At 61.9% G+C, this 19,986-nt stretch carries 19 protein-coding genes; 15 read left to right on the top strand and 4 right to left on the bottom strand.

Going from position 1 to position 19,986, the window contains the following annotated elements:
• The first annotated feature begins 193 nt into the window (after nucleotides 1-193).
• From gap to thiE, 6 genes are all read left to right on the top strand, one after another.
• Nucleotides 194-1,204 (top strand): type I glyceraldehyde-3-phosphate dehydrogenase, encoded by a 1,011-nt coding sequence (gene gap / locus HJO_RS14165; protein WP_035618022.1) that lies wholly within the window; start codon nucleotides 194-196, stop codon nucleotides 1,202-1,204.
• Nucleotides 1,205-1,217: 13 nt separating this feature from the next.
• On the top strand, nucleotides 1,218-2,411 hold the full coding sequence (locus HJO_RS14170; protein WP_035618024.1) for a phosphoglycerate kinase: 1,194 nt from the start codon (nucleotides 1,218-1,220) through the stop codon (nucleotides 2,409-2,411).
• Nucleotides 2,412-2,711: 300 nt separating this feature from the next.
• Complete coding sequence (locus HJO_RS14175; RefSeq protein ID WP_035618128.1) at nucleotides 2,712-3,605, top strand: fructose bisphosphate aldolase; 894 nt, start codon at nucleotides 2,712-2,714, stop codon at nucleotides 3,603-3,605.
• 164 nt (nucleotides 3,606-3,769) lie between these two features.
• A complete protein-coding gene (locus HJO_RS14180; protein WP_051618639.1) occupies nucleotides 3,770-5,872 on the top strand; it encodes a M3 family metallopeptidase in 2,103 nt (700 codons plus the stop codon).
• A gap of 8 nt (nucleotides 5,873-5,880) precedes the next feature.
• A complete protein-coding gene (locus tag HJO_RS14185; RefSeq protein WP_035618027.1) occupies nucleotides 5,881-6,108 on the top strand; it encodes a DUF1272 domain-containing protein in 228 nt (75 codons plus the stop codon).
• 51 nt (nucleotides 6,109-6,159) lie between these two features.
• On the top strand, nucleotides 6,160-6,840 hold the full coding sequence (gene thiE / locus HJO_RS14190; RefSeq protein WP_035618029.1) for a thiamine phosphate synthase: 681 nt from the start codon (nucleotides 6,160-6,162) through the stop codon (nucleotides 6,838-6,840).
• 4 nt (nucleotides 6,841-6,844) lie between these two features.
• On the opposite strand, the gene HJO_RS14195 is transcribed toward thiE, so the two are convergent.
• Nucleotides 6,845-7,153 (bottom strand): DUF4282 domain-containing protein, encoded by a 309-nt coding sequence (locus tag HJO_RS14195; protein WP_035618031.1) that lies wholly within the window; start codon nucleotides 7,151-7,153, stop codon nucleotides 6,845-6,847.
• Between the two features lie 176 nt (nucleotides 7,154-7,329).
• On the opposite strand from HJO_RS14195, the gene efp reads away from it, so the two are divergent.
• The 4 genes from efp to HJO_RS18590 all read left to right on the top strand — a co-directional run bounded on the left by efp (nucleotide 7,330) and on the right by HJO_RS18590 (nucleotide 10,540).
• The gene (efp, locus tag HJO_RS14200; RefSeq protein ID WP_035618033.1) at nucleotides 7,330-7,896 is read left to right on the top strand and encodes an elongation factor P; all 567 of its coding nucleotides are present in this window, start codon (nucleotides 7,330-7,332) and stop codon (nucleotides 7,894-7,896) included.
• A 12-nt stretch (nucleotides 7,897-7,908) separates the two neighbouring features.
• Entirely contained in the window at nucleotides 7,909-8,730 is an 822-nt protein-coding gene (locus HJO_RS14205) for an inositol monophosphatase family protein (protein ID WP_035618035.1), read from the top strand.
• Between the two features lie 74 nt (nucleotides 8,731-8,804).
• Nucleotides 8,805-10,298, top strand: coding sequence for a flavin-containing monooxygenase (locus HJO_RS14210; RefSeq protein ID WP_035618037.1), 1,494 nt, complete (start codon nucleotides 8,805-8,807; stop codon nucleotides 10,296-10,298).
• 83 nt (nucleotides 10,299-10,381) lie between these two features.
• Nucleotides 10,382-10,540: a hypothetical protein gene (locus tag HJO_RS18590; protein WP_164473942.1), complete on the top strand. Its 159-nt coding sequence runs from the start codon at nucleotides 10,382-10,384 to the stop codon at nucleotides 10,538-10,540.
• Here the strand turns inward: HJO_RS18590 and HJO_RS14215 are convergent.
• Entirely contained in the window at nucleotides 10,537-12,375 is a 1,839-nt protein-coding gene (locus HJO_RS14215; protein WP_035618039.1) for an ABC transporter transmembrane domain-containing protein, read from the bottom strand. The two genes, HJO_RS18590 and HJO_RS14215, sit on opposite strands and share 4 nt — an antisense overlap.
• Before the next feature lie 163 nt (nucleotides 12,376-12,538).
• On the opposite strand from HJO_RS14215, the gene rpmE reads away from it, so the two are divergent.
• Nucleotides 12,539-12,757, top strand: a complete 219-nt coding sequence (rpmE, locus tag HJO_RS14220) for a 50S ribosomal protein L31 (RefSeq protein ID WP_035618041.1) — start codon at nucleotides 12,539-12,541, stop codon at nucleotides 12,755-12,757.
• 133 nt (nucleotides 12,758-12,890) lie between these two features.
• On the opposite strand, the gene HJO_RS17895 is transcribed toward rpmE, so the two are convergent.
• Nucleotides 12,891-14,483: a caspase family protein gene (locus HJO_RS17895; RefSeq protein WP_051618640.1), complete on the bottom strand. Its 1,593-nt coding sequence runs from the start codon at nucleotides 14,481-14,483 to the stop codon at nucleotides 12,891-12,893.
• Nucleotides 14,484-14,650: 167 nt separating this feature from the next.
• Nucleotides 14,651-16,132 (bottom strand): alanine/glycine:cation symporter family protein, encoded by a 1,482-nt coding sequence (locus HJO_RS14230; RefSeq protein WP_035618043.1) that lies wholly within the window; start codon nucleotides 16,130-16,132, stop codon nucleotides 14,651-14,653.
• A gap of 161 nt (nucleotides 16,133-16,293) precedes the next feature.
• On the opposite strand from HJO_RS14230, the gene miaB reads away from it, so the two are divergent.
• The 4 genes from miaB (at nucleotide 16,294) to HJO_RS14250 (ending at nucleotide 19,984) form a co-directional block, all read left to right on the top strand.
• Entirely contained in the window at nucleotides 16,294-17,670 is a 1,377-nt protein-coding gene (gene miaB / locus HJO_RS14235) for a tRNA (N6-isopentenyl adenosine(37)-C2)-methylthiotransferase MiaB (RefSeq protein WP_035618045.1), read from the top strand.
• A gap of 53 nt (nucleotides 17,671-17,723) precedes the next feature.
• Complete coding sequence (locus HJO_RS14240) at nucleotides 17,724-18,650, top strand: PhoH family protein (RefSeq protein ID WP_156945681.1); 927 nt, start codon at nucleotides 17,724-17,726, stop codon at nucleotides 18,648-18,650.
• A gap of 8 nt (nucleotides 18,651-18,658) precedes the next feature.
• On the top strand, nucleotides 18,659-19,108 hold the full coding sequence (ybeY, locus tag HJO_RS14245) for an rRNA maturation RNase YbeY (protein ID WP_035618047.1): 450 nt from the start codon (nucleotides 18,659-18,661) through the stop codon (nucleotides 19,106-19,108).
• Nucleotides 19,109-19,171: 63 nt separating this feature from the next.
• A complete protein-coding gene (locus HJO_RS14250; protein WP_241764759.1) occupies nucleotides 19,172-19,984 on the top strand; it encodes a transporter associated domain-containing protein in 813 nt (270 codons plus the stop codon).
• The last annotated feature ends 2 nt before the right edge of the window (nucleotides 19,985-19,986 follow it).

Below are 19,986 nucleotides of genomic sequence, written 5' to 3' on the forward strand. Positions count from 1 at the left end.
CGGCCCCAAGTCCACTCTAGAATTGCATGGAACTTGCAAGCCGCGCCTATTGAAATCGGCCGCGCGCAAACGCACTTCCGATAAGTCTCACGCGGCCCTGTGCCATAAGCCCGCCGGGTGGACGCAGGGGCCGCAGCATCGTAAAGGGCCTGCGAAGGCTCAGTTTTTATCCCGTTTGAGGAGAATATTCGAAATGGCAATACGTGTGGCAATCAATGGATTCGGTCGGATCGGACGTCTCGTCCTGCGCTCTATCATCGAGCATGACCGCAAGGACATTGAAGTCGTCGCGATCAATGATCTCGGCCCGGTGGCCACGAACGCCCACCTGTTGCGCTTCGATTCCGTGCATGGTCGCTTCGGTGCCGACGTCCAGGTCGACGGTGACAAGATCGTGATCAACGGCAAGCCGATCCTCTGCACCGCCATCCGCGATCCGAAAGACCTGCCGCACCGCGAACTCGACATTGATATCGCGATGGAATGTACCGGCATCTTCGCCGACAAGGACAAGGCTTCGGCCCACCTCGCCGCAGGCGCCAAGCGGGTTCTGGTTTCGGCACCGGCCACCAATGCCGACAAGACCATCGTCTACGGCGTCAATGACGGTTCGATCACCAAGGACGACATGGTCGTCTCCAACGCCTCGTGCACCACCAATTGCCTGTCGCCTGTCGCCAAGGTCCTCAATGACCTGATCGGCATCGAGAAGGGCATGATGACCACGATCCACTCCTACACCAACGACCAGCCATCGCTCGACCAGATGCACAAGGATCTCTACCGGGGCCGCGCTGCCGCCCTTTCAATGATCCCGACGTCGACCGGCGCCGCCAAGGCCGTTGGCCTGGTCCTGCCGGAACTCAAGGGCAAGCTCGACGGCATCTCGATCCGCGTGCCGACGCCGAATGTCTCGGTCGTTGACCTGAAATTCGTCTCGAAGAAGAAGACAACCCCCGAAGAAATCAATGCCGCCATCATCGCCGCCGCCAGCGACGGCCCGATGAAAGGCATCCTTGGCTTCACCGACCAGCCCAACGTCTCGTGCGATTTCATCCATGATGATCGCTCGTCGATCTTCCACCTCGACCAGACCAAGGTCATGGACGGCAATTTCGTCTCGATCCTGACCTGGTATGACAATGAGTGGGGCTTTGCGACCCGCATGAGCGACACCGCGCTCGTGATGTCGAAATTCCTGTAGGAAGCGAACCACGATGAGCTTCAGACGTATCGCCGACGCTGGTGACCTGACCGGCAAGACAGCCCTCGTGCGCGTGGATTTCAACGTGCCCATGGACAAGGGCCTTGTCACCGACGACACCCGCCTGCGCTCTGCTGTCGACACAGTTCAGACCTTGCGCACCCAGGGTGCCAAGGTCGTGCTGTTGGCCCATTTCGGCCGCCCCAAGGGCGAGCGAATTGCCGAGATGAGCCTTGCGCCGATTGCAGGCGCCTTCGCCAAGGTGCTCGGCTCGAACGTCTCATTCGTGGCAGACTGCAAGGGCGATCACGTCAAGTCGGCCATCGCCGACCTGGCGCCTGCCGGCGTGATCCTGCTCGAAAACACGCGCTTCTGCGCGGGTGAGGAAAAGGGCGACATGGCGCTGGCCAAAGAGATCGCCGAACTCGGCGACATCTACGTCAACGACGCCTTCTCGGCCGCCCACCGCCGCCATGTCTCGACCGCCGTGCTCGCGGAGCTGCTGCCTGCCTATGCCGGCTGCGCCATGGAGCGCGAGCTCGACGCACTCGACAAGGCACTTGGCACGCCGGTCAAGCCGGTTCTGGCTGTTGTCGGCGGCGCCAAGGTCTCGTCCAAGATCGACCTCCTGAAAAACCTCGTGACGCAGGTCGACGCTCTCGCGATCGGCGGCGGCATGGCCAATACATTCCTCGCCGCGCGCGGGCATTCAGTTGGTAAGTCACTCTGTGAGCATGATCTGGCAGGCACGGCGCGCGAGATCGAAACGATTGCCGGGCAGAATGGCTGCAAGATCCTCCTGCCGGTCGATCTTGTCGTCGCCAGGGACTTCGCCGCCAATGCATCCCACCGCACCTGCGGCCTGGACGAGGTTGCCGACGACGAAATGATCCTCGATGCAGGCCCGCAAACCGTTATGGCCCTGACTGCTGCCATGGATGCCGCCAAGACCCTGGTCTGGAATGGACCGCTCGGCGCCTTCGAACTGAATCCGTTCGACACCGCCACGGTGGCGGCGGCACAGGCTGCTGCCGCGCGCGCCAAGGCCGGACACCTGGTTGCCGTTGCGGGCGGAGGCGACACGGTCTCCGCGCTCAATCATGCCGGTGTCGCGGGCGACTTCACCTTCGTCTCCACGGCTGGGGGCGCGTTCCTGGAATGGATGGAAGGCAAGCCCCTTCCCGGCGTCGACGCCCTGAAAGTCTGACCCTGAATGGCACAGCCTGCGGCATATCGCGCAGGCACCAGGAAATGATAGCGATCCCATCTGCGCTGGCCGTCGGCACGCGGAAAAGCCGGCCCCTAGAATTTGGCCAATTGCCGCTTCGATTTGCAGCGCACTGACGAGCTTGAAACCACTGAATCCCCCGAAAATAAAGCGATTCAGGCGGGTGCCACCATCAACAGCCGCCCCTGTTGACGCCGGGTTTGGGCACGGTACTTGAAAGCATCTCCTGCAAACCAGCAAGCAGGTCCCAGGACAATGAATTTTGACACGGTAATGATCATGGATAATGCAGCAATGGCCGAACAGGCCGCCAAGAAGCCCGGCTTCATCGCGGCGCTCGACCAGTCGGGCGGCTCGACACCGAAAGCCCTTCGCCTCTACGGAGTCGAGGAAAGCGAATATGCCAACGACGAGGAAATGTTCGGCAAGATTCACGAGATGCGCGCACGCATCATCAAGTCTCCCGCCTTCACTGGCGACAAGGTGATGGGCGCGATCCTGTTCGAGCGCACGATGGACGGCGACATCGACGGCATCCCGACGGCGCAATACTTGTGGGAAAAGCGGGGTGTCGTGCCCTTCCTGAAAGTTGACAAGGGCCTCGCGGACGAAGCCGACGGCGTTCAGCTGATGAAGCCGATGCCGGAACTCGACCACTTGCTCGAACGCGCCGTTGCCAAGGGCATTTTCGGCACCAAGATGCGCTCGGTCATCCACGCCGCCAATGCGAAAGGCATTGCCGCCGTCGTTGCCCAGCAATTCGATGTCGCCCGCCAGATCCTCGGGCATGGCCTGATGCCGATCATCGAACCGGAAGTAACGATCACGATCAAGGACAAGGCCGAAGCCGAAGACATCCTTCTGGCCGAGATCACCAAGCAGCTCGACGCCCTTCCTGCCGACAGGCAAGTCATGCTGAAACTGTCGCTCCCCGAAACGGCAAACCAGTACAAGACGCTTTGCGAGCATCCCCGCGTTATGCGCGTTGTGGCCCTGTCAGGCGGCTACAGCCGCCAGGATGCGAACGCGAAACTGTCCCAGAACACGCGCATGATCGCCAGCTTCTCGCGCGCACTGACCGAAGGCCTTTCAGCCCGGCAAAGCGACGCGGATTTCGATGCAACCCTGGCGGCAACGATCGACGACATCTTCCAGGCGTCCCGCGCCGGTTGATCGTCCACACCATGACTTGAAAAGGCGGCCATCAGGCCGCCTTTTTTGTGGGGACAATGTGGGGGAATTGGAGTGGACACACGTCGCGCGTACGGACCATAGTGCCGGTCTCATATTAGCGGCGCCCAACTCAATCGCCCCGCCCCTTGCCAAGGAATGCCCCGATGAAATCCTTCCCGTTCGCGCTGCCGCTCGCTGGTCTGGCACTGATGGCTGCCGCCTGCGCACCAGCCGATGGAAAGGCCGAGACGCCGGTGCCGGCGCCGGTCAACACGCTTGAAACAGAAGCGAAGGCGATGATGGCGGACGTTGTTCTGGCCCCCGTCAGCGCGGACGCATTTTCGATTCGCTGCGACAATTCCCTCGACCTCATGAACAAGATGATCGCCGAAATGGAGGGGCGCGATTCGGTCGCCGACGCCGCCGATATCAAGTTCCTCGATACAATCACGAATCTCGGCTATTCGGTCGGTTTTGGCGAAGCGAGCGTCGTGGCCGAGGCGAACCCGGATGCCACGCTGCGTGCAGCGGGCGACCTCTGTCTGCAACGCACGTCCGATGTGCTGACGCGGCTCAGCCTGTCCAGGCCGATCTACGACCGCCTCGCCGCAATGGATGCAACGACCCTCACCGCGCGCGAGGCTTTCCTTCTGGCCCGCACCCTGCGCGACTATCGCCGGTCCGGAATCGATAAGGACGAAGAAACCCGCGACAAGGTCCGCACCCTGAATGCTGAACTTGCCGAGATCAGTTCCGAGTTCAGCAGGAACCTGCGTGAAATCCAGGGGTCGATCCAACTGGACTCTGTCACAGCACTCGACGGTCTGCCTCAGGACTATATCGACGCGCACCAGCCTGATGAAAATGGCAAGATCACCATCACGACCGACTATCCTGATACCGGTCCGGTGTTCAACTATGCCAAAAACGACTCCCTGCGGCGCGATCTGTCTCTCGCAACGGGCAACCGCGCCTGGCCCGAAAATGTCGCCCCCCTCCGCCGGCTGCTTGAGAAGCGCTATGAACTGGCCACCCTGCTCGGCTATCCGAACTGGGCCGCCTACATCACCGAAGACAAGATGACCGGATCGCCCCAAGTGGCCGAGGCTTTCCTGTCACGTGTCGAAGCGGCCGCGACCGATGCCGCCGGGATCGAACATGAGCGGCTTCTCGCCAAGCTCAACGAAACCCAGCCGGATGCGACGACCGTTCCAGAATGGAGCAGCTCCTACCTCTCCGAACAGATCCGCCAGTCGGATTACGCGCTCGATTCCCAGGAAGTCCGCCAGTATTTCGCCTATGACAATGTCCGCGCGGGCATCTTCTCGCTGGTCGAGGATCTGTTCGGCGTCCAGATCACGCCTTGGGAAGACGCACCCGTCTGGGATGCCAGTGTCACTGCGCATGAAATGCACCGCAATGGGGAGCTGATCGGCCGCTTCTTCCTCGACATGCATCCCCGCGACGGCAAGTACAAACATGCCGCCGCCTTCCCGGTCCGCTTCGGGCCGACATCCGACGGTGTTCCGGTAGGGGTCCTGATATGCAACTTCCCAGCCGGTGACCACACAACCGGCCTCATGGAGCATCGCCAGGTGGAGACGTTCCTCCACGAATTTGGCCACCTCATCCACCAGATGTTCTCCGGCCAACCGGATTTCGCCAATCTCAGCATGAGCAATCTGGAATGGGACTTCATCGAAGCCCCTTCCCAGATGCTGGAAAACTGGGTCTGGGACTATGATACGCTCGCCAAATTCGCCGTGAATGCAGACGGCGAGACCATCCCGCGCGACCTGGTCGAGAAGATGAATGCCGCCCGCGATTTCGGCACTGGCCTCGGCACACTGCGCCAGCTGACATACGCCTATATATCACTTGATTATTATAACCGGCCGCCTGACGAAGTTGACTTCGACGACATCTGGAACGAACGCGAGTCTGCCCTCAGCCCGTTCGAAATCCTGCCCGACACACATCGCTATGCCAGCCTCGGGCACCTCGATGGATACTCCGCAATCGTATATACGTACCAATGGTCGCTCGCGATCTCGACAGACCTGTTCACGGAATTCGAAAAGAATGGCCTGCGCGACCTGGAAACCGCCGCGCGTTACCGCGACATGGTCCTCGCGCCCGGCTCATCGAAACCGGCCGCCCAACTCGTACACGACTTCCTCGGCCGCGACTGGACCCCGGAAGCTTACGAGAAGAAGCTGATCGACGCGGCGAAATCAGAAGCGCCAATGAAGAAGAAGAAGAAATAGGCCAGCCCATGCTTGAGATGCGCCCCAATTGTGAACGCTGCGATGCGGATGTCGCGCCCGACGCGGTCGGGGCCTTCATCTGCTCGTTCGAATGCACGTTCTGCGCTGATTGCGCAGACGGCCCGCTGGATGGTGTCTGCCCCAATTGCGGCGGCGATCTCGAGCCGCGCCCGATGCGCAAGGGCATGGCACTGGCCAACTATCCTGCAAGTACGCAGCGCGTCGGGCCAAAGTAACCGCCAGACCCACCTTCCTTCCTGCGTCCGCTTCGGCTAGAGAGCCCGCCCATGGCTGACAAGATTCCTCCCCGCGAACGCACGCGCCTCTATCTCATCACCCCCCCGCGCATTCACGACGTGTCCGGCTTTGCCGCGATCCTCGAAGGTGCGCTGGAAGCTGGCGATGTCGCCAGCCTGCAGATCCGCCTCAAGGGCGAAGACGGCCGGATTGATGTCGCGGCAACGCGCGAGGTCGCGGAAACGGTCATGGCCATGGCGCAGGCCTACGGCGCCGCCGTCCTCATCAATGACAGTCCGGAACTCGCTGTCGAACTTGGCGCCGATGGTGTCCATGTCGGCCTGGATGATGTGCCGGTCAAAAAGGCCCGCGAGATCATCGGCGCTGACATGATTCTGGGGGCAACAGCAAAGAACAGCCGGCATGCCGCCATGGCCGCCGGCGAACAGGGCGCAGACTATGTCGCCTTCGGCGCCTTCTACCCGACGGGCACCAAGGCCGGCACCGTACCGGCAGAGCTGGAACTGCTCGAGTTCTGGCAGGCCACGATGGAGCTTCCCTGCGTGGCCATAGGCGGCATCACGGTCGACAATGCCGCCACCCTGGTCACCGCCGGGGCAGATTTCCTGGCGGTTTCAGCCGGTGTGTGGGACCATCCTGCAGGTCCCGCATCAGCGGTTGCCGCCTTCAACGCCCTGTTCGACCAGATCGCCGAAGCCAGTCAGCCCTAGTGGGCTAGGCGCCTGGCTTGCCGGGGGCAATGCCCAGCTGGTGGTTCTTCATGTCGCGAATATCGTCGCTGATGCGGAAGAACAGCAGATACAGCTCGCACATGAAACGCCACATCACGACACCGACCACGGCACCAACCAGCGACATGACGATCATGCCGAGGCCCTGCATCACGCCGAAGCGCATGGCGGCAATACCACCGACGAAGCTGACGAGCGCAAAAATCGCGATCCCCGCAAGGCCCAGAAAGTACAGAACCTTGATCAGGGTCGTCCCGATCAGATTGTCGAAATTCAGAAAACGCGAAATCATTACAAGGCCCTCCCACTGCCAAATTGTATAACCCAGATTACAACTAATATGTCCGTCGGCAAGAGGGCCTCCCCCCAAAGGCGAAATTCGCCCGGCGCAGTCGAAACACGCCCGCATGCTTGACCCTTGCGCGGCAAAGGCTTACGTCGCGCCAAACCCCATTCAGGATGCCATCAATGCCCAAGATCAATGGTAATGAAATCAAGCCCGGCAATGTGATCGAATATGAAGGCACTGTCTGGCGCGCGATCAAGACCATGGCCGTCAAGCCCGGCAAGGGCGGCGCGTTCAACCAGGTCGAGCTTCGCAATCTGTTCAACGGATCGAAATCCAACACCCGCTTTCGTGCCAACGAATCGGTCGAGCGGGTGCGCCTCGAGCAGAAAGAGTTCCAGTTCCTCTTCGCCGACGAGAACGCCTTCACGTTCATGGACACTGAGAACTACGAGCAGATCATGATTGAGCGCGACTTCATCGGCGACCAGGGTGCCTTCCTTCAGGATGGCATGATGGTGCAGATCGAATTCTACGGCGAGCGCCCGATCGGTGTCGCCCTGCCCGACCAGGTCATCCTTGAAATTCTCGAGACCGAGCCGGTCGTCAAAGGCCAGACGGCGGCCAACAGCTTCAAGCCCGCCATGTGCACCGGCGATATCCGCGTCCTCGTTCCACCCTTCGTCGGAGTCGGCGAACGCATCGTCGTCCAGACCGCCGACAGCACCTACCTGCGCCGCGCAGACTAGTCAGGACCCCTCATGTCGAAACCCTCCCCCGTCGGCTCTGTCATGATCGCCGCTGCCCGCGCCGCTGGCCGGGCGCTCGCGCGCGATTTCGGGGAAGTGGAAAACCTCCAGGTCTCCAAGAAAGGTCCCGGTGACTTCGTCTCGAACGCTGATCACCGCGCCGAGGAAATCATCTACGCCCAGCTCTCCAAGGCCCGCCCCGGCTATGGCTTCGTGATGGAAGAGCGCGGCATTGTCGAAGGCAGTGACAAGTCCAACCGCTTCATCGTCGACCCGCTCGACGGCACACTGAACTTCCTGCACGGCCAGCCGCATTACTCAGTGTCGATCGCGCTCGAGCGTGAGGGCCAGCTGCTGACCGGCGTCGTCTTTGACGTCGCAAAGAACGAGATATTCTGGGCAGAGACGGGCCGCGGCGCCTGGCTCGAACAGCGCAAGCTGCGCGTCGCAACCCGCCGCAAGCTGAGCGAATCCGTTATTGCCACCGGCACGCCCTGGATCGGCAAGTCGGAAGCCGCCCATGTCAGCTTTGCCCGCGAAATTGCCGCCATGACCCCGGTCTGCGCCGGCATCCGCCGCTATGGCTCCGCCGCACTCGACCTTGCATGGATCGCGGCCGGCCGCTTCGATGGTTTCTGGGAACGTGACCTGAAGCCGTGGGACATCGCTGCCGGCATCGTGCTGGTGCGTGAGGCCGGCGGCTTCGTCGAAGAGATCGACGGCGGCGATGTGCTGAAGACCGGCTCGATCGTCGCCGGCAACGAGGATATCCTGCCCCTGGTGCAGAAACAGATCCGTCACGCAGGCGCATTCGGCAAGGCGGCCTCGGTCTAGATCACCACGAAAGCCATAAGTGACACCTGCGTCATGTATTGTCGCATTCACGTTCCCGGGTTATCGTTTTCCGCATGACTCAGACAGACACAGACGTACTCATCATCGGCGCGGGCCTTTCAGGTATCGGCGCAGCGGTTCACCTCACCAAGCGCTGCCCCGGCAAGACGTACAAGATCGTTGAGCAGCGCGGCGCCATTGGCGGTACGTGGGACCTGTTCCGCTATCCGGGCATCCGCTCTGACAGCGACATGCATACGCTGGGCTACAATTTCAAACCCTGGACCGAGGCCAAGGCGATCGCCGACGGCCCGTCAATCCGCAAATATGTCCGCAAGACGGCGGATGAATACAACATCAATGACAAGATCACCTTCAACACAAAGGTCGTGGCCGCCAACTGGTCGAGCGATGACCAGGCCTGGCACGTCACGACCGAAGACCAGACCGGCGCCCGCGAACGGCTGACCTGCCGCTTCCTGTTCCTCTGCGGCGGTTACTACAATTACGATCAGGGCTACCGGCCCGAGTTCCCGGAAGAAGCCAGCTTCAAGGGCGAGATACTCCATCCCCAACACTGGCCCGAAGATCTCGACTATACCGGCAAGAAGGTCGTCGTCATCGGCTCCGGCGCCACCGCGATGACACTTGTCCCCGCGATGACCGACAAGGCCGCTCATGTCACCATGCTGCAACGCTCGCCGACCTATGTCGTCTCGCGCCCGGCAGTCGACAAGCTTGCCAACTCGCTACGGAAATTCCTGCCAGCGGGCTTGGCCTACGGGCTCATCCGTTGGCGCAATGTGCTGTTCCAGCAATTCTTCTTCCGCCAGACCCGCGCCCATCCGGACAAGGCCCGCGAACGCCTGCTCGGCATGGTCCGCGAGGAACTGGGCCCCGATTATGACGTGGAGAAACATTTCACGCCCTCATACAATCCGTGGGAGCAGCGTCTCTGCCTTGTTCCCGACGCGGACCTGTTCGAAGCCCTGAAGTCCGGCAAGGCCTCGGTCGCGACTGACCACATTGCCCGCTTCACCGAAACCGGTATCGAGCTGAAGTCCGGCGAAACGCTCGATGCCGACATCATCGTCACGGCCACCGGGCTCAATCTGCAATACATGAACGGCATCGACGTCAGCATCGACGGCGCAAAGGCCGCACCGGGCTCGCTGCTGAACTACAAGGGCGTGATGGTGTCCAACATACCGAACCTCGCAATCACGTTCGGCTATACCAATGCCTCATGGACACTGAAAGCGGACCTCACGTCCGAATATGTCTGCCGCCTGATCAATTTCATGGATGCTCATGACTATGCGTCAGCCATGCCCAAGCTCGACAGCTTCCCGAACGATACTGACCCGTTTGTCGACTTCTCGTCCGGCTATTTCCAGCGCGTGATGGACAAGTTCCCCCGCCAGCACAAGGAAAAGCCCTGGAAGCTCAACCAGAACTACACCGCCGACATGATGAACCTGCGCTATGGCCGGATCGATGACGGCGTGCTGGAATTCGAGACCGAAAAGGCCGAGGTCAAGCAACCGGTTCTTCAGGCGGCAGAATAGTCCTTCCCGCCACCCCATATAATCCCGGGCAAGGTTCACCTATACTACGTCCATATGGGGCAACCGGACGAAGGAGTATCCGCATGTGGCTTTGGCTTTTATGGTGGTGTGTTGACGATCACCTCGCAGCGGCGGTGGGCGCGCCCGGCCTGGGTGAACTGCCCATCTGGGTTCCGCTGATCCTGTCGCTCGCCTTCGCCTTCACCATTGATGGCAAGGTGAAGAAGCTGCGCAAGGGCTAGGCCTGCTCGCTCGCGAACTGAAGTTCAGCCAGCCGTGCATACAGCCCACCCTTGGCGACCAGTTCATCATGCGTGCCTTCCTCGACGATTCGCCCCTGCTCCATGACCACGATCCGGTCGGCCCGTCGCACCGTCGACAGGCGGTGGGCGATGACCAGCGTCGTGCGTCCCTCGGCGGCATTCGCAATCGCGCGGCGCACGGCAGCTTCGCTCTCGGAATCAAGCGCCGAGGTCGCCTCGTCCAGCAACAGGACCGGCGCATCCCGTACCAGCGCCCTGGCCAGTGCCACGCGCTGCCTTTGGCCACCCGACAGGCTGCGGCCCTTCTGGCCCAGATCCGTTGCCAGGCCATCCTTCGCGGCGAGGAATTCCATGGCTTCGGCCATGCGCGCGGCATGTTCCAGCAGCTTTTCGTCCGGATTGTCGGTTCCGAAGGCAATATTGTCTGCCGCCGTACCCGTGAACAGGGCCGATTCCTGCGGCGCATAGGCAAACTGGTGACGCCAGTCGCCGGGTGACGCAGTCACTGATGACACACCGTCCAGCAACACCTTCCCGGCCTGCGGATCGAACAGGCGCAGTGCCAGGCGGAACACGGTTGTCTTGCCCGCGCCACTTGGCCCGACCAGCGCGACGAATTCGCCCGGCTTCACAGTCAGCGAGAAATCCTCCAGCGCCGAAAGCGTTTCGTCACCATAGCGGAACGTCACATGGTCGAATGTCAGCGCGCCGGTCACCTTGGCCGGCAGCGCGACGGGATGTTCCGGCGCATCGATCTCGATCGCTGTATTCAGCACTTCGGCCGCCCTGTCCGCTGCGCCGGCGGCCCGCATCACCTCACCATAGACTTCTGCCAGCATGCCGATGCCCGAGCCGGCATAGAGCGCATACATCACCATCGACGCGAGATTGCCGAATGTCATTTCGCCGGTTGCCACGCCGCGTGCGCCGAGCCACAGCACACCGACAAAGCCGCCGAACAGCAGCACAGACACCATCACGATCATCACTGCCCGCGCGCCGATCCGCTTCATCGCGGCCTCGAACGTCGCCTCGATGGCGGTCGTGAACGAGGCAAGCCGCCCTTCTTCACGGCCATAGGCTTGCACCAGTTCAATCGCATCCAGGGCTTCAGCGGCTTCTGCGCCGGCGTCTGACAGGCGCGACTGTGCCCGGTTCGACATTTTCCGGATGATCCGGCCGATGCCCATCACCGGCAGGACCGCCACCGGCAGCATTGCCAGGAGGGTCAGGCCAAGCTGCCAGTTGACCACCAGCATCATCGTGAGCGCACCGGTCGTCGTCAGCAGCGTGCGTGCGGCCAGCGAGGCCGACGAGCCGAGGAAGGTCTCGATCAGGGTGATATCCGCCGTCAGGCGCGACACAGCCTCGCCTGAGCGCATTCTGGAATGATAGGCGGGTGAGAGCTTCAGGAGGTGGGCATAGAGGTCACGGCGCAGGTCAGCCGCCACCCGTTCGCCGAACCGCGACACGAAATAGAACCGCACCGCTCCCAGCAGGCCCGAGGCAACCGCCGCGATGAACACCCACAGGAACGCTTCATTGATGAGCGCCAGAAGGGTCTCGACATTGCCTCCGGCAGAGCGACCGGCGTCCGCCGCACGCCCCAGGAGGATCGGAATGAACAGGCTGGCGGCGGCGGCCGTGAACAGGAAAACCACCGCGACACTGACCGTCACCCAATGTTTCTTGAAATAAGGCAACAGCAGCGTCAGTGGCTTCAGGCTGCGCCCCTTCGGGCGCGCAATGCCTTCCCCGCCCTCGGGAAGCGTCGTGCGGCGGTCCTCGACGAGGCTGGTTTCTGTATCGGCCATAGGGGTTCTTTCCGCTTGCGCGCTTCAAATCGATGCAAGCGCCCCCTTGCAGGGCCGCCCTGTTTCAGATACACGCCGGGCTTCGAAAAATGGCTGAGACATGCCGGCGCACCTCGTGCGTAATTCACCCGTTGCACCAAGGCTAGATAGAGAGGCCCGCGCCATGAAAAAAGAAGGGCATCCAGATTATCACTTCGTAACTGTGGTGATGACCGACGGAACCGAATACCAGACCCGCTCCACCTATGGCAGCGAAGGCGATAAATTGGTTTTGGACATTGACTCCAAGTCGCATCCGGCGTGGACTGGCGGCGACGGCAAGTTGCTCGACCGTGGTGGTCGGGTTTCGCGCTTCAAAGACAAGTTCAAGGGCTTCGTGTAGGCCGACGGGTCTTTACACGTTGTGTAGAGTGGGAACGCCCCGGCCTTATGGCCGGGGTTTTTCTCTATTGGGCCTGGTGTCCGGGCCCGACCTACGCGGAAATGCAGCGCCTGACGGCCCCTGGCGCCCGGATTCACTGCTTGTTGATCTGCTTCTGGATGTAGCTTTCGTTCGGATCGAGGATCGGAATCGCTTTTTGCTCGATCGGCGCCTTGCTCTTCAGCTGTTCCTGCACATAAGGCACGACGGATTTCTGCTCGAGCAGGCCGCTGACAGCGCCGAGACGGATCTGTAGCGTGCCCCAGCCCTTTGCTGAACACTGACCGGCCTTGACCCCCGCCAGGAGCGTGCCGTCATTCAGCCGCTCATGGTCTGCCGTACGGCATATCTCCGATACTTCGCTCCAGCGGCGTTCGGTGCACCGGTCCGTACGCGCATAGGCGTCAAGACAGGTGATCGACGAGCGGAAATCGTTGGGTGCCGCAGAATACTTCTGTCGGAAGGCATCCTCGTTCTGGGCTTCCCACGTGTAGCGCTTCATCAGCGCCGGCCAGCCATCTGCCGTGCACCGGCCACTGCTGACCACATCCAGAAAGCTGCCATCGTCCAGCAGGGCGTGCTCGGTTGTCTTGCAGTTCCCCGAGACCTGCTCCCAGTCTTCCAGCTCGCACTGGCCAGCTCTTGCATGGTCGGCGATACAGGCCAGCGAGGCGCTGATGTCGGACCCGCTTTCCACGACCGTCGGCACCCACGGCGCTGTATCCGCTGGCGCACCGGGAATCTCCTCTGAAACCGACGCGACATCGCGCCCGTCGCCTCCAGCGCCACCATTGCAAGCGGCCGCGCGGGTGCGCGCCAGGGTCGCAAGCGGGCTGTTCGGGTACTGGTCGAGGAATGCCGCATACTCACAGGGGCTTTGCGCAAGATCGAACACGGTCTGCTCCGCACTCGAAATGCCCCCACCGGCAGCGCATTGGGCAAAACAGATGTCCTCACCCGTCAGGCCGCTATTGTAGAACGGCGTCTGGGCGCCCTCGGTCGCCACGCTGACGCGGTCGGCGACGCGTTTGAACACCTGTTCGGCGATGAGGCCGTCAGTCGGCAGGACGGCTGCGAGCGCTTCGGTAAAGGGGCTATGCTCGTTTTCGCCGTCAAACGCGGTGAAGCCGGGCTCCGTGGCATAGGAAATCAGCAGGCCCCTGGCCCGGCCAACCGGCGCCAGCCCGCCTGAAACGTCCCGGCTGGCATTCGGCAGGGGATTATTCCGGCAGGCATCGAGAATCACGAAGTTCACCGAGTTGCCCGCGCTGTTGATGTATTGCAGCGCATCGCCGAGGCGCGGCGCCTGGCGCCAGATATCCTGTTCGGTCCGCGCATCGGCATCGATCGGGACCAGGTAGTTGAGCCCCTCCGACTGAACGCCATGACCGGCATAGTAGAACACACCGATCGCATCGGTGCCGGCCGCTTTCAGCTTGTCGCCATAGGCCTGGAACGCGACTTCCATCTCGTCTTCCGTGGCATCCTTGACCAGCGTGACCTCGAACCCGACGTCGGTCAGCGTATCCATCATCAGGTCCGCATCCTTGGTGGGGTTTGGCAGATCCCATCCCGGCTGGTTGTAGTTGGAATTGCCGATAACCAGGGCAATACGGGCCTGCGCGGTTGCGGCGCCTGCCATCAATGCGGCGGCGACAATGAGGTTGAGAGCGAATTTGTAGATCATGGTCCGTGTCCCCACACTTCTGGCCCGCATTAAGGCAGAAAACCCGCCGCGACGGAACCCGTCAAACGCCTAGCGCGCGAGTCATGGGCGGACACTTCACCCAGAAAAAAGCCCGGCCCCTGAAGCACTGTCAGGGGCCGGGCCGGAATTTTGCCTGTCAGATCAGGCTATTCAGCGGGTGTTTCGCCGTCCTCCCGGGCAGCCAAAGCCGCTTTTCGCCGGGCATCGAAATGGTCCTTGGTCAATTTGAACACGACCGGACTGAGGACAACAAGCGCGACGAGGTTTGGTGCCGCCATGAGCCCGGTCAGCGTATCCGCAACCAGCCAGAACAAGTTCACGATATTCTTCACTTCGCCTTCGAACATCAGCGCCGCGGCCCCCATGAAGGTGACCAGGATCCAGCTCACCCGGAACGGCAGGATGGATTTTTCACCAAACAGGAATTCGCAGCAGCGCTCGCCATAATAGCTCCAGCCAAGAATGGTCGTGAACGCAAAGATGGTCAGCGCGATGGCAACGATATGCTCACCGAGCGGAATACCGCCGATCGTCGGGGAGAGGACCGCGCCAAATGCCTGCGATGTCAGCGGGGCACCCGTGTCACAGCCTGCCGGCTGGCCGTTGGCCAGGAAACTCGCCGCCGTTTCACCGGTCGGCAAGCAGCTCTGGTCAAGCACACCCGAAGTCAGGATCACCAGCGCCGTGATCGAGCAAACGATCAGCGTGTCGATGATTGTCCCCAGCATGGCCACAAGGCCCTGATCGACCGGATCATGGTTCTTGGCAGCCGCATGCGCGATCGGCGCCGAACCCTGGCCGGCTTCGTTCGAGAAGATACCGCGCGCGACACCCTTCTGCATGGCCAGCATCAGGAGGCCGATCGAGATACCGGTGCCCGCGCTGCCAAAACCGAAAGCGCCCCGGAAAATGGCCCCGAACGCCTCTGGAATGTGAGAAACGTTGAACCCGATGACCAGGAGGCCGCCGGCGAGGTACGATGCGGCCATGAAGGGAACAAGCCGGCTGGCGACACTCGCGATGCGCTGGATGCCTCCCAGGATCACGGCGGCCGCTCCGGCGGCCAGCACGGTGGCCGAGACCAGCGGGGAGACCCCGTAACTGGACTTCAGGGCATCGGCGATGGAATTTGCCTGGATTGATGCGCCAGTGCCCCAACTGGCCAGAATGCCGAGCGTGGCGAACAGGCCGCCCAGCCAGAGCCATTTCTTGCCCATGCCGTTTTTGATGTAATACATCGGCCCGCCCACATGACGGCCGTCAGCGTCGATTTCGCGATATTTCACGGCGAGGACGCCCTCGGAATATTTCGTGGCAGTGCCGACGATCGCCGTCATCCACATCCAGAAGACCGCACCGGGCCCGCCAATCGTGATCGCGGCGGCAACCCCGGCAATGTTGCCTGTGCCGATTGTCGACGACAAGGCCGTCATCAGCGCCCCGAACGGCGATACATCGCCATCGTCATCCTTGTCGGGTTTCCGGAACAGCCGACCGAACGCAAACGGAAGCTTCGTCACCGACAGGAATCTGAGACCAATCGTCAGGTAAATGCCTGTACCCAGCAGGAGGGCGAGCATGGGCACCCCCCAGACAAGTCCGTTCAACGTCTGAATAATGTTCTGCATGGGCCTCCCCGGCCTCCTTTTGTGTCTAATTCGGGGCACACTAGTCAGGTTTGCCCGTGTGTGAAGGCTTAGTCGCAGGCGCGCCGGACCATCAGCCGACATTCGCGTGGTGCCGCACAAGGTTCTGGCAGGACCGACGCTTTTCAGGCATAAGGCCGCGGATGAATTCAACTGATACCGCGAAGGCGCCAAAAGGTCTGTTTATCAAGACCTATGGTTGCCAGATGAACGTCTATGATTCCGAACGCATGCGCGACGTGCTGCGGCCCCTTGGCTATGCGCCGGTGGACGGCCCTGAACAGGCAGACCTTGTCGTCGTCAATACCTGCCACATCCGCGAAAAGGCGACTGAAAAGGTCTATTCGGAGCTGGGGCAGCTGAAGAAGATGAAGGAGGCGTCTGGTGGCCGGATGACGATTGCCGTGGCCGGCTGTGTCGCCCAGGCCGAAGGCGAGGAGCTGATCCGTCGCCAGCCGGCCGTTGATCTCGTGCTCGGCCCGCAATCCTATCACAAACTGCCCGAAATGATCGCCCGGGCAAGTCGCGCCGTCGGCGACAGGCTGGAAACCGAATTCGAGACGCTCGAGAAGTTCGACGCGCTGCCAAGGGAACGGAATGCTGACGGCCCGACAGCCTTCCTGTCCGTGCAGGAGGGATGCGACAAGTTCTGCACCTTCTGTGTCGTCCCCTATACCCGCGGCGCCGAGATGTCGCGCCGTGTCGACGATATCGTCATGGAGGCCCGCAGCCTTGCCGCCCAGGGCGTGCGCGAGATTTCCCTGCTCGGCCAGAACGTCAACGCCTATCATGGCGCCGCCCCGGCAATGGACGGCGGCGAAGACTGGACGCTGGGCCAGCTCTGCCGCCATGTCGCAAGGATCGGCGGGATTGACCGTATCCGCTACACGACCAGCCACCCGCGCGACATGGATGACGACCTGATCGCCGCGCACGGCGATACGCAGGAAATGATGCCCTTCCTGCACCTGCCGGTACAGTCTGGGTCCGACCGGGTGCTCGATGCCATGAATCGCGGGCACACTGCCGCCGATTTTCATGCGATCATTGCCAAGGTCCGCGCAGCACGGCCGGACATTGCGCTGGCGTCCGACTTCATCGTCGGCTTTCCGGGCGAGACCGACGCCGACTTCGACGCAACCATGGACCTCGTCCGCGCAACCGGGTTTGCCATCGCCTATTCGTTCAAATACTCGCCGCGCCCCGGCACACCGGCCGCTGAATTACCCCGTCAGGTGCCCGAAGAGGTCAAGAACCAGCGGCTGCAGGCGCTGCAGGCCCTGTTGCGGGACCAGCAGACGGCGTTCAACGCTGAACAGGCTGGCAAGACACTGGATGTGCTGGTCACCGGCAAGGGCCGCATGGCCGGCCAGATGCACGGCCGCTCACCCTACCAGCAAGCCGTCCACTTTGTTGGGCCACAGGACCTGATCGGACGCATCGCGACCGTTCGGATCGTGGGCTCCAGCCTCAATTCGCTGACGGGTGAGTTGGTCTCCGCGCACGAGGCCGTTGCGTGACCGTCAAGCGCCGCAAGCCTGCATCGTCAGACGCCCCGATCAGCCGCACCTACATGGTCAGCAACGCCGCGCGCCTGCAGGATATTTGCGGCCCGCACCATCGCCACCTCCAGCTGCTCGAAACACGGCTGGCCGACCATGGCCTGCGCGCGGAAAGCCAGGGCGGCGGCATCCTGCTCCAGGGAACGGCAGAAGGCGTGTCGATTGCCGAAGCAACGCTCGCCGAACTGGAACGGCGAATCCGGAGCGGCAGCGTCGTCAATGAAATGGAGGTCGAAGGCGCCCTGGAAGCCGCGCTGTCTCCGAACCAGACATTTTCAGGCCTCGCCGGCCTGAAGAAATCGATCAAGCCGCAGACACGCGGACAGGCCGGCTATCTCGACCTGCTGGCAAACCAGAACAATGCGCTCGTGTTCGGCGTCGGCCCCGCCGGCACCGGCAAAACCTTCCTCGCGGTTGCGGCCGGCGTCGCCGAACTCACAGCCGGCATCCGCCAGCGCCTCATCGTGACCCGGCCCGCCGTCGAGGCCGGTGAAAAGCTCGGCTTCCTTCCGGGCACGCTGGAAGAGAAGGTCGATCCCTATATGCTGCCGATCTGGGATTCCCTGCGCGAGCTGATGGGACAGGAGCAGATGGAACGGCGCATGGGGCGCGGCGAGATCGAGGTCGCCCCGCTCGCCTTCATGCGCGGCCGCACGCTGAAGAACGCTTTCGTCATCGTCGACGAGGCCCAGAATACGACCATCCCGCAGATGAAAATGGTCCTGACACGCCTTGGCCGGGACAGCCGCATGGTGGTGACGGGCGATCCCGGCCAGGTTGACCTGCCAGGGCACCAGCCCTCCGGCATGAAGCACGCCCTGCAGATCCTGGAAGGTGTTGACGGCGTCAAGACGCACTACCTGACGGCCGCAGACGTGGTGCGTCACGGCCTCGTCAGCCGGATCATCGATGCCTATGCCGCCGCCGAGGAGACCTGAGGCCGGCCATGATCCAGATTGAACTGATCGTGGAGCATGAATCCTGGCATGACCTGGGAGACCTGGACGCGCTCTGCCAGCGCGCCTTCAATGCCGGTCGCGCGGTTGAACCTGCCGACGGTGTGGTCTCCCTGCTGCTGGCCGATGATCCCGCCCTGCGCGAGTTGAACAGCGATTTTCGCGGCATCGACAAGCCAACCGACGTGCTGTCGTTTCCGGCGCTCGAGATGGACCGGCCCCTGCTCGGCGACATCGCCGTCGCCTATGGCGTGTGTGAGCGCGATGCGCGGGCACAGGGCAAGGCGCTGGCCGATCACCTGGTCCACCTCCTGATCCACGGCTACCTTCACCTGCTGGGCCACGACCACATGCAGCCCGACGAAGCCGAGCGCATGGAATCGCTGGAAATTTCCGCCCTGTCTTCACTTGGCATAGCCAACCCTTATGATTCAGAATAGAGCACCGACGAGATGAGCGACCCTGACCCTTCTGACCCTGCACCGAGTGGACGATTACGCAGGATGTTCGGCTTCGGCCGTCGAGACAGTGAACCCGAGCTGAGCCCGGAACCCATTGATGGCGACGCCGCACCGGACCCGCAGGAAATGCGTCTGCGCATTGTTGAATTCCAGCAAATGCGTGTCGAGGACGTCATGGTGGCGCGGGCAGAGGTGAAAGCCGTCGAAGTCGGCATGGAATTCGCCGACCTGCTGAAATATTTCGCCGAGGTGACCCATTCGCGCCTGCCGGTTTTTCGCGAGTCCCTCGATGATCCGATCGGCTTCGTGCACATCAAGGACCTGGTGAAGGAACTGGCGACCGGGGGCGAAGTGGCCAAACGCCCGCTGGAGCGTCTCCACCGCGAAGTGCTTTATGTGCCGCCGTCGATGAAGCTGACAGATCTGCTTGTGAAGATGCAGTCAACGCGGATACATCTTGCCCTTGTCGTCGACGAGTATGGCGGCACCGATGGCCTGGTTTCACTCGAAGACCTTGTCGAGGAAATCGTCGGTGACATCGAAGACGAACACGACGATGAGGAACCCATGTTCGTGCGTCGCAGCCAGCGAATCTGGGAAGCGGATGCACGGACCGAAATCGAAGATTTCGCGGAGGAAACCGGAATTGATCTTGCGCTCGCCGACATGGAAACCGACATCGAGACGCTTGGCGGCGTCGTCTTTGCCCTTGCAGGCAAGGTTCCCGTCCGCGGTGAGGTCCTGCGCCATCCAAGCGGCGTCGAGATCGAGGTCATGGACGCTGACGCACGCCGGATCCGCCGCTTGCGCCTGCGCACGCCAGAGACCGGTTCCGAGCCGAACCCTCAGGAGTAGAC

Source organism: Hyphomonas johnsonii MHS-2 (genome assembly GCF_000685275.1).
In the GTDB taxonomy this organism is placed as follows: Bacteria; Pseudomonadota; Alphaproteobacteria; order Caulobacterales; family Hyphomonadaceae; genus Hyphomonas; species Hyphomonas johnsonii.

Coding starts and splice junctions, on each gene's coding strand:
- gap (WP_035618022.1), top strand. CDS start 194: ATGGCAATACGTGTGGCAATCAATGGATTCGGTCGGATCGGACGTCTC.
- HJO_RS14170 (WP_035618024.1), top strand. CDS start 1,218: ATGAGCTTCAGACGTATCGCCGACGCTGGTGACCTGACCGGCAAGACA.
- HJO_RS14175 (WP_035618128.1), top strand. CDS start 2,712: ATGGATAATGCAGCAATGGCCGAACAGGCCGCCAAGAAGCCCGGCTTC.
- HJO_RS14180 (WP_051618639.1), top strand. CDS start 3,770: ATGAAATCCTTCCCGTTCGCGCTGCCGCTCGCTGGTCTGGCACTGATG.
- HJO_RS14185 (WP_035618027.1), top strand. CDS start 5,881: ATGCTTGAGATGCGCCCCAATTGTGAACGCTGCGATGCGGATGTCGCG.
- thiE (WP_035618029.1), top strand. CDS start 6,160: ATGGCTGACAAGATTCCTCCCCGCGAACGCACGCGCCTCTATCTCATC.
- HJO_RS14195 (WP_035618031.1), bottom strand. CDS start 7,153: ATGATTTCGCGTTTTCTGAATTTCGACAATCTGATCGGGACGACCCTG.
- efp (WP_035618033.1), top strand. CDS start 7,330: ATGCCCAAGATCAATGGTAATGAAATCAAGCCCGGCAATGTGATCGAA.
- HJO_RS14205 (WP_035618035.1), top strand. CDS start 7,909: ATGTCGAAACCCTCCCCCGTCGGCTCTGTCATGATCGCCGCTGCCCGC.
- HJO_RS14210 (WP_035618037.1), top strand. CDS start 8,805: ATGACTCAGACAGACACAGACGTACTCATCATCGGCGCGGGCCTTTCA.
- HJO_RS18590 (WP_164473942.1), top strand. CDS start 10,382: ATGTGGCTTTGGCTTTTATGGTGGTGTGTTGACGATCACCTCGCAGCG.
- HJO_RS14215 (WP_035618039.1), bottom strand. CDS start 12,375: ATGGCCGATACAGAAACCAGCCTCGTCGAGGACCGCCGCACGACGCTT.
- rpmE (WP_035618041.1), top strand. CDS start 12,539: ATGAAAAAAGAAGGGCATCCAGATTATCACTTCGTAACTGTGGTGATG.
- HJO_RS17895 (WP_051618640.1), bottom strand. CDS start 14,483: ATGATCTACAAATTCGCTCTCAACCTCATTGTCGCCGCCGCATTGATG.
- HJO_RS14230 (WP_035618043.1), bottom strand. CDS start 16,132: ATGCAGAACATTATTCAGACGTTGAACGGACTTGTCTGGGGGGTGCCC.
- miaB (WP_035618045.1), top strand. CDS start 16,294: ATGAATTCAACTGATACCGCGAAGGCGCCAAAAGGTCTGTTTATCAAG.
- HJO_RS14240 (WP_156945681.1), top strand. CDS start 17,724: ATGGTCAGCAACGCCGCGCGCCTGCAGGATATTTGCGGCCCGCACCAT.
- ybeY (WP_035618047.1), top strand. CDS start 18,659: ATGATCCAGATTGAACTGATCGTGGAGCATGAATCCTGGCATGACCTG.
- HJO_RS14250 (WP_241764759.1), top strand. CDS start 19,172: ATGTTCGGCTTCGGCCGTCGAGACAGTGAACCCGAGCTGAGCCCGGAA.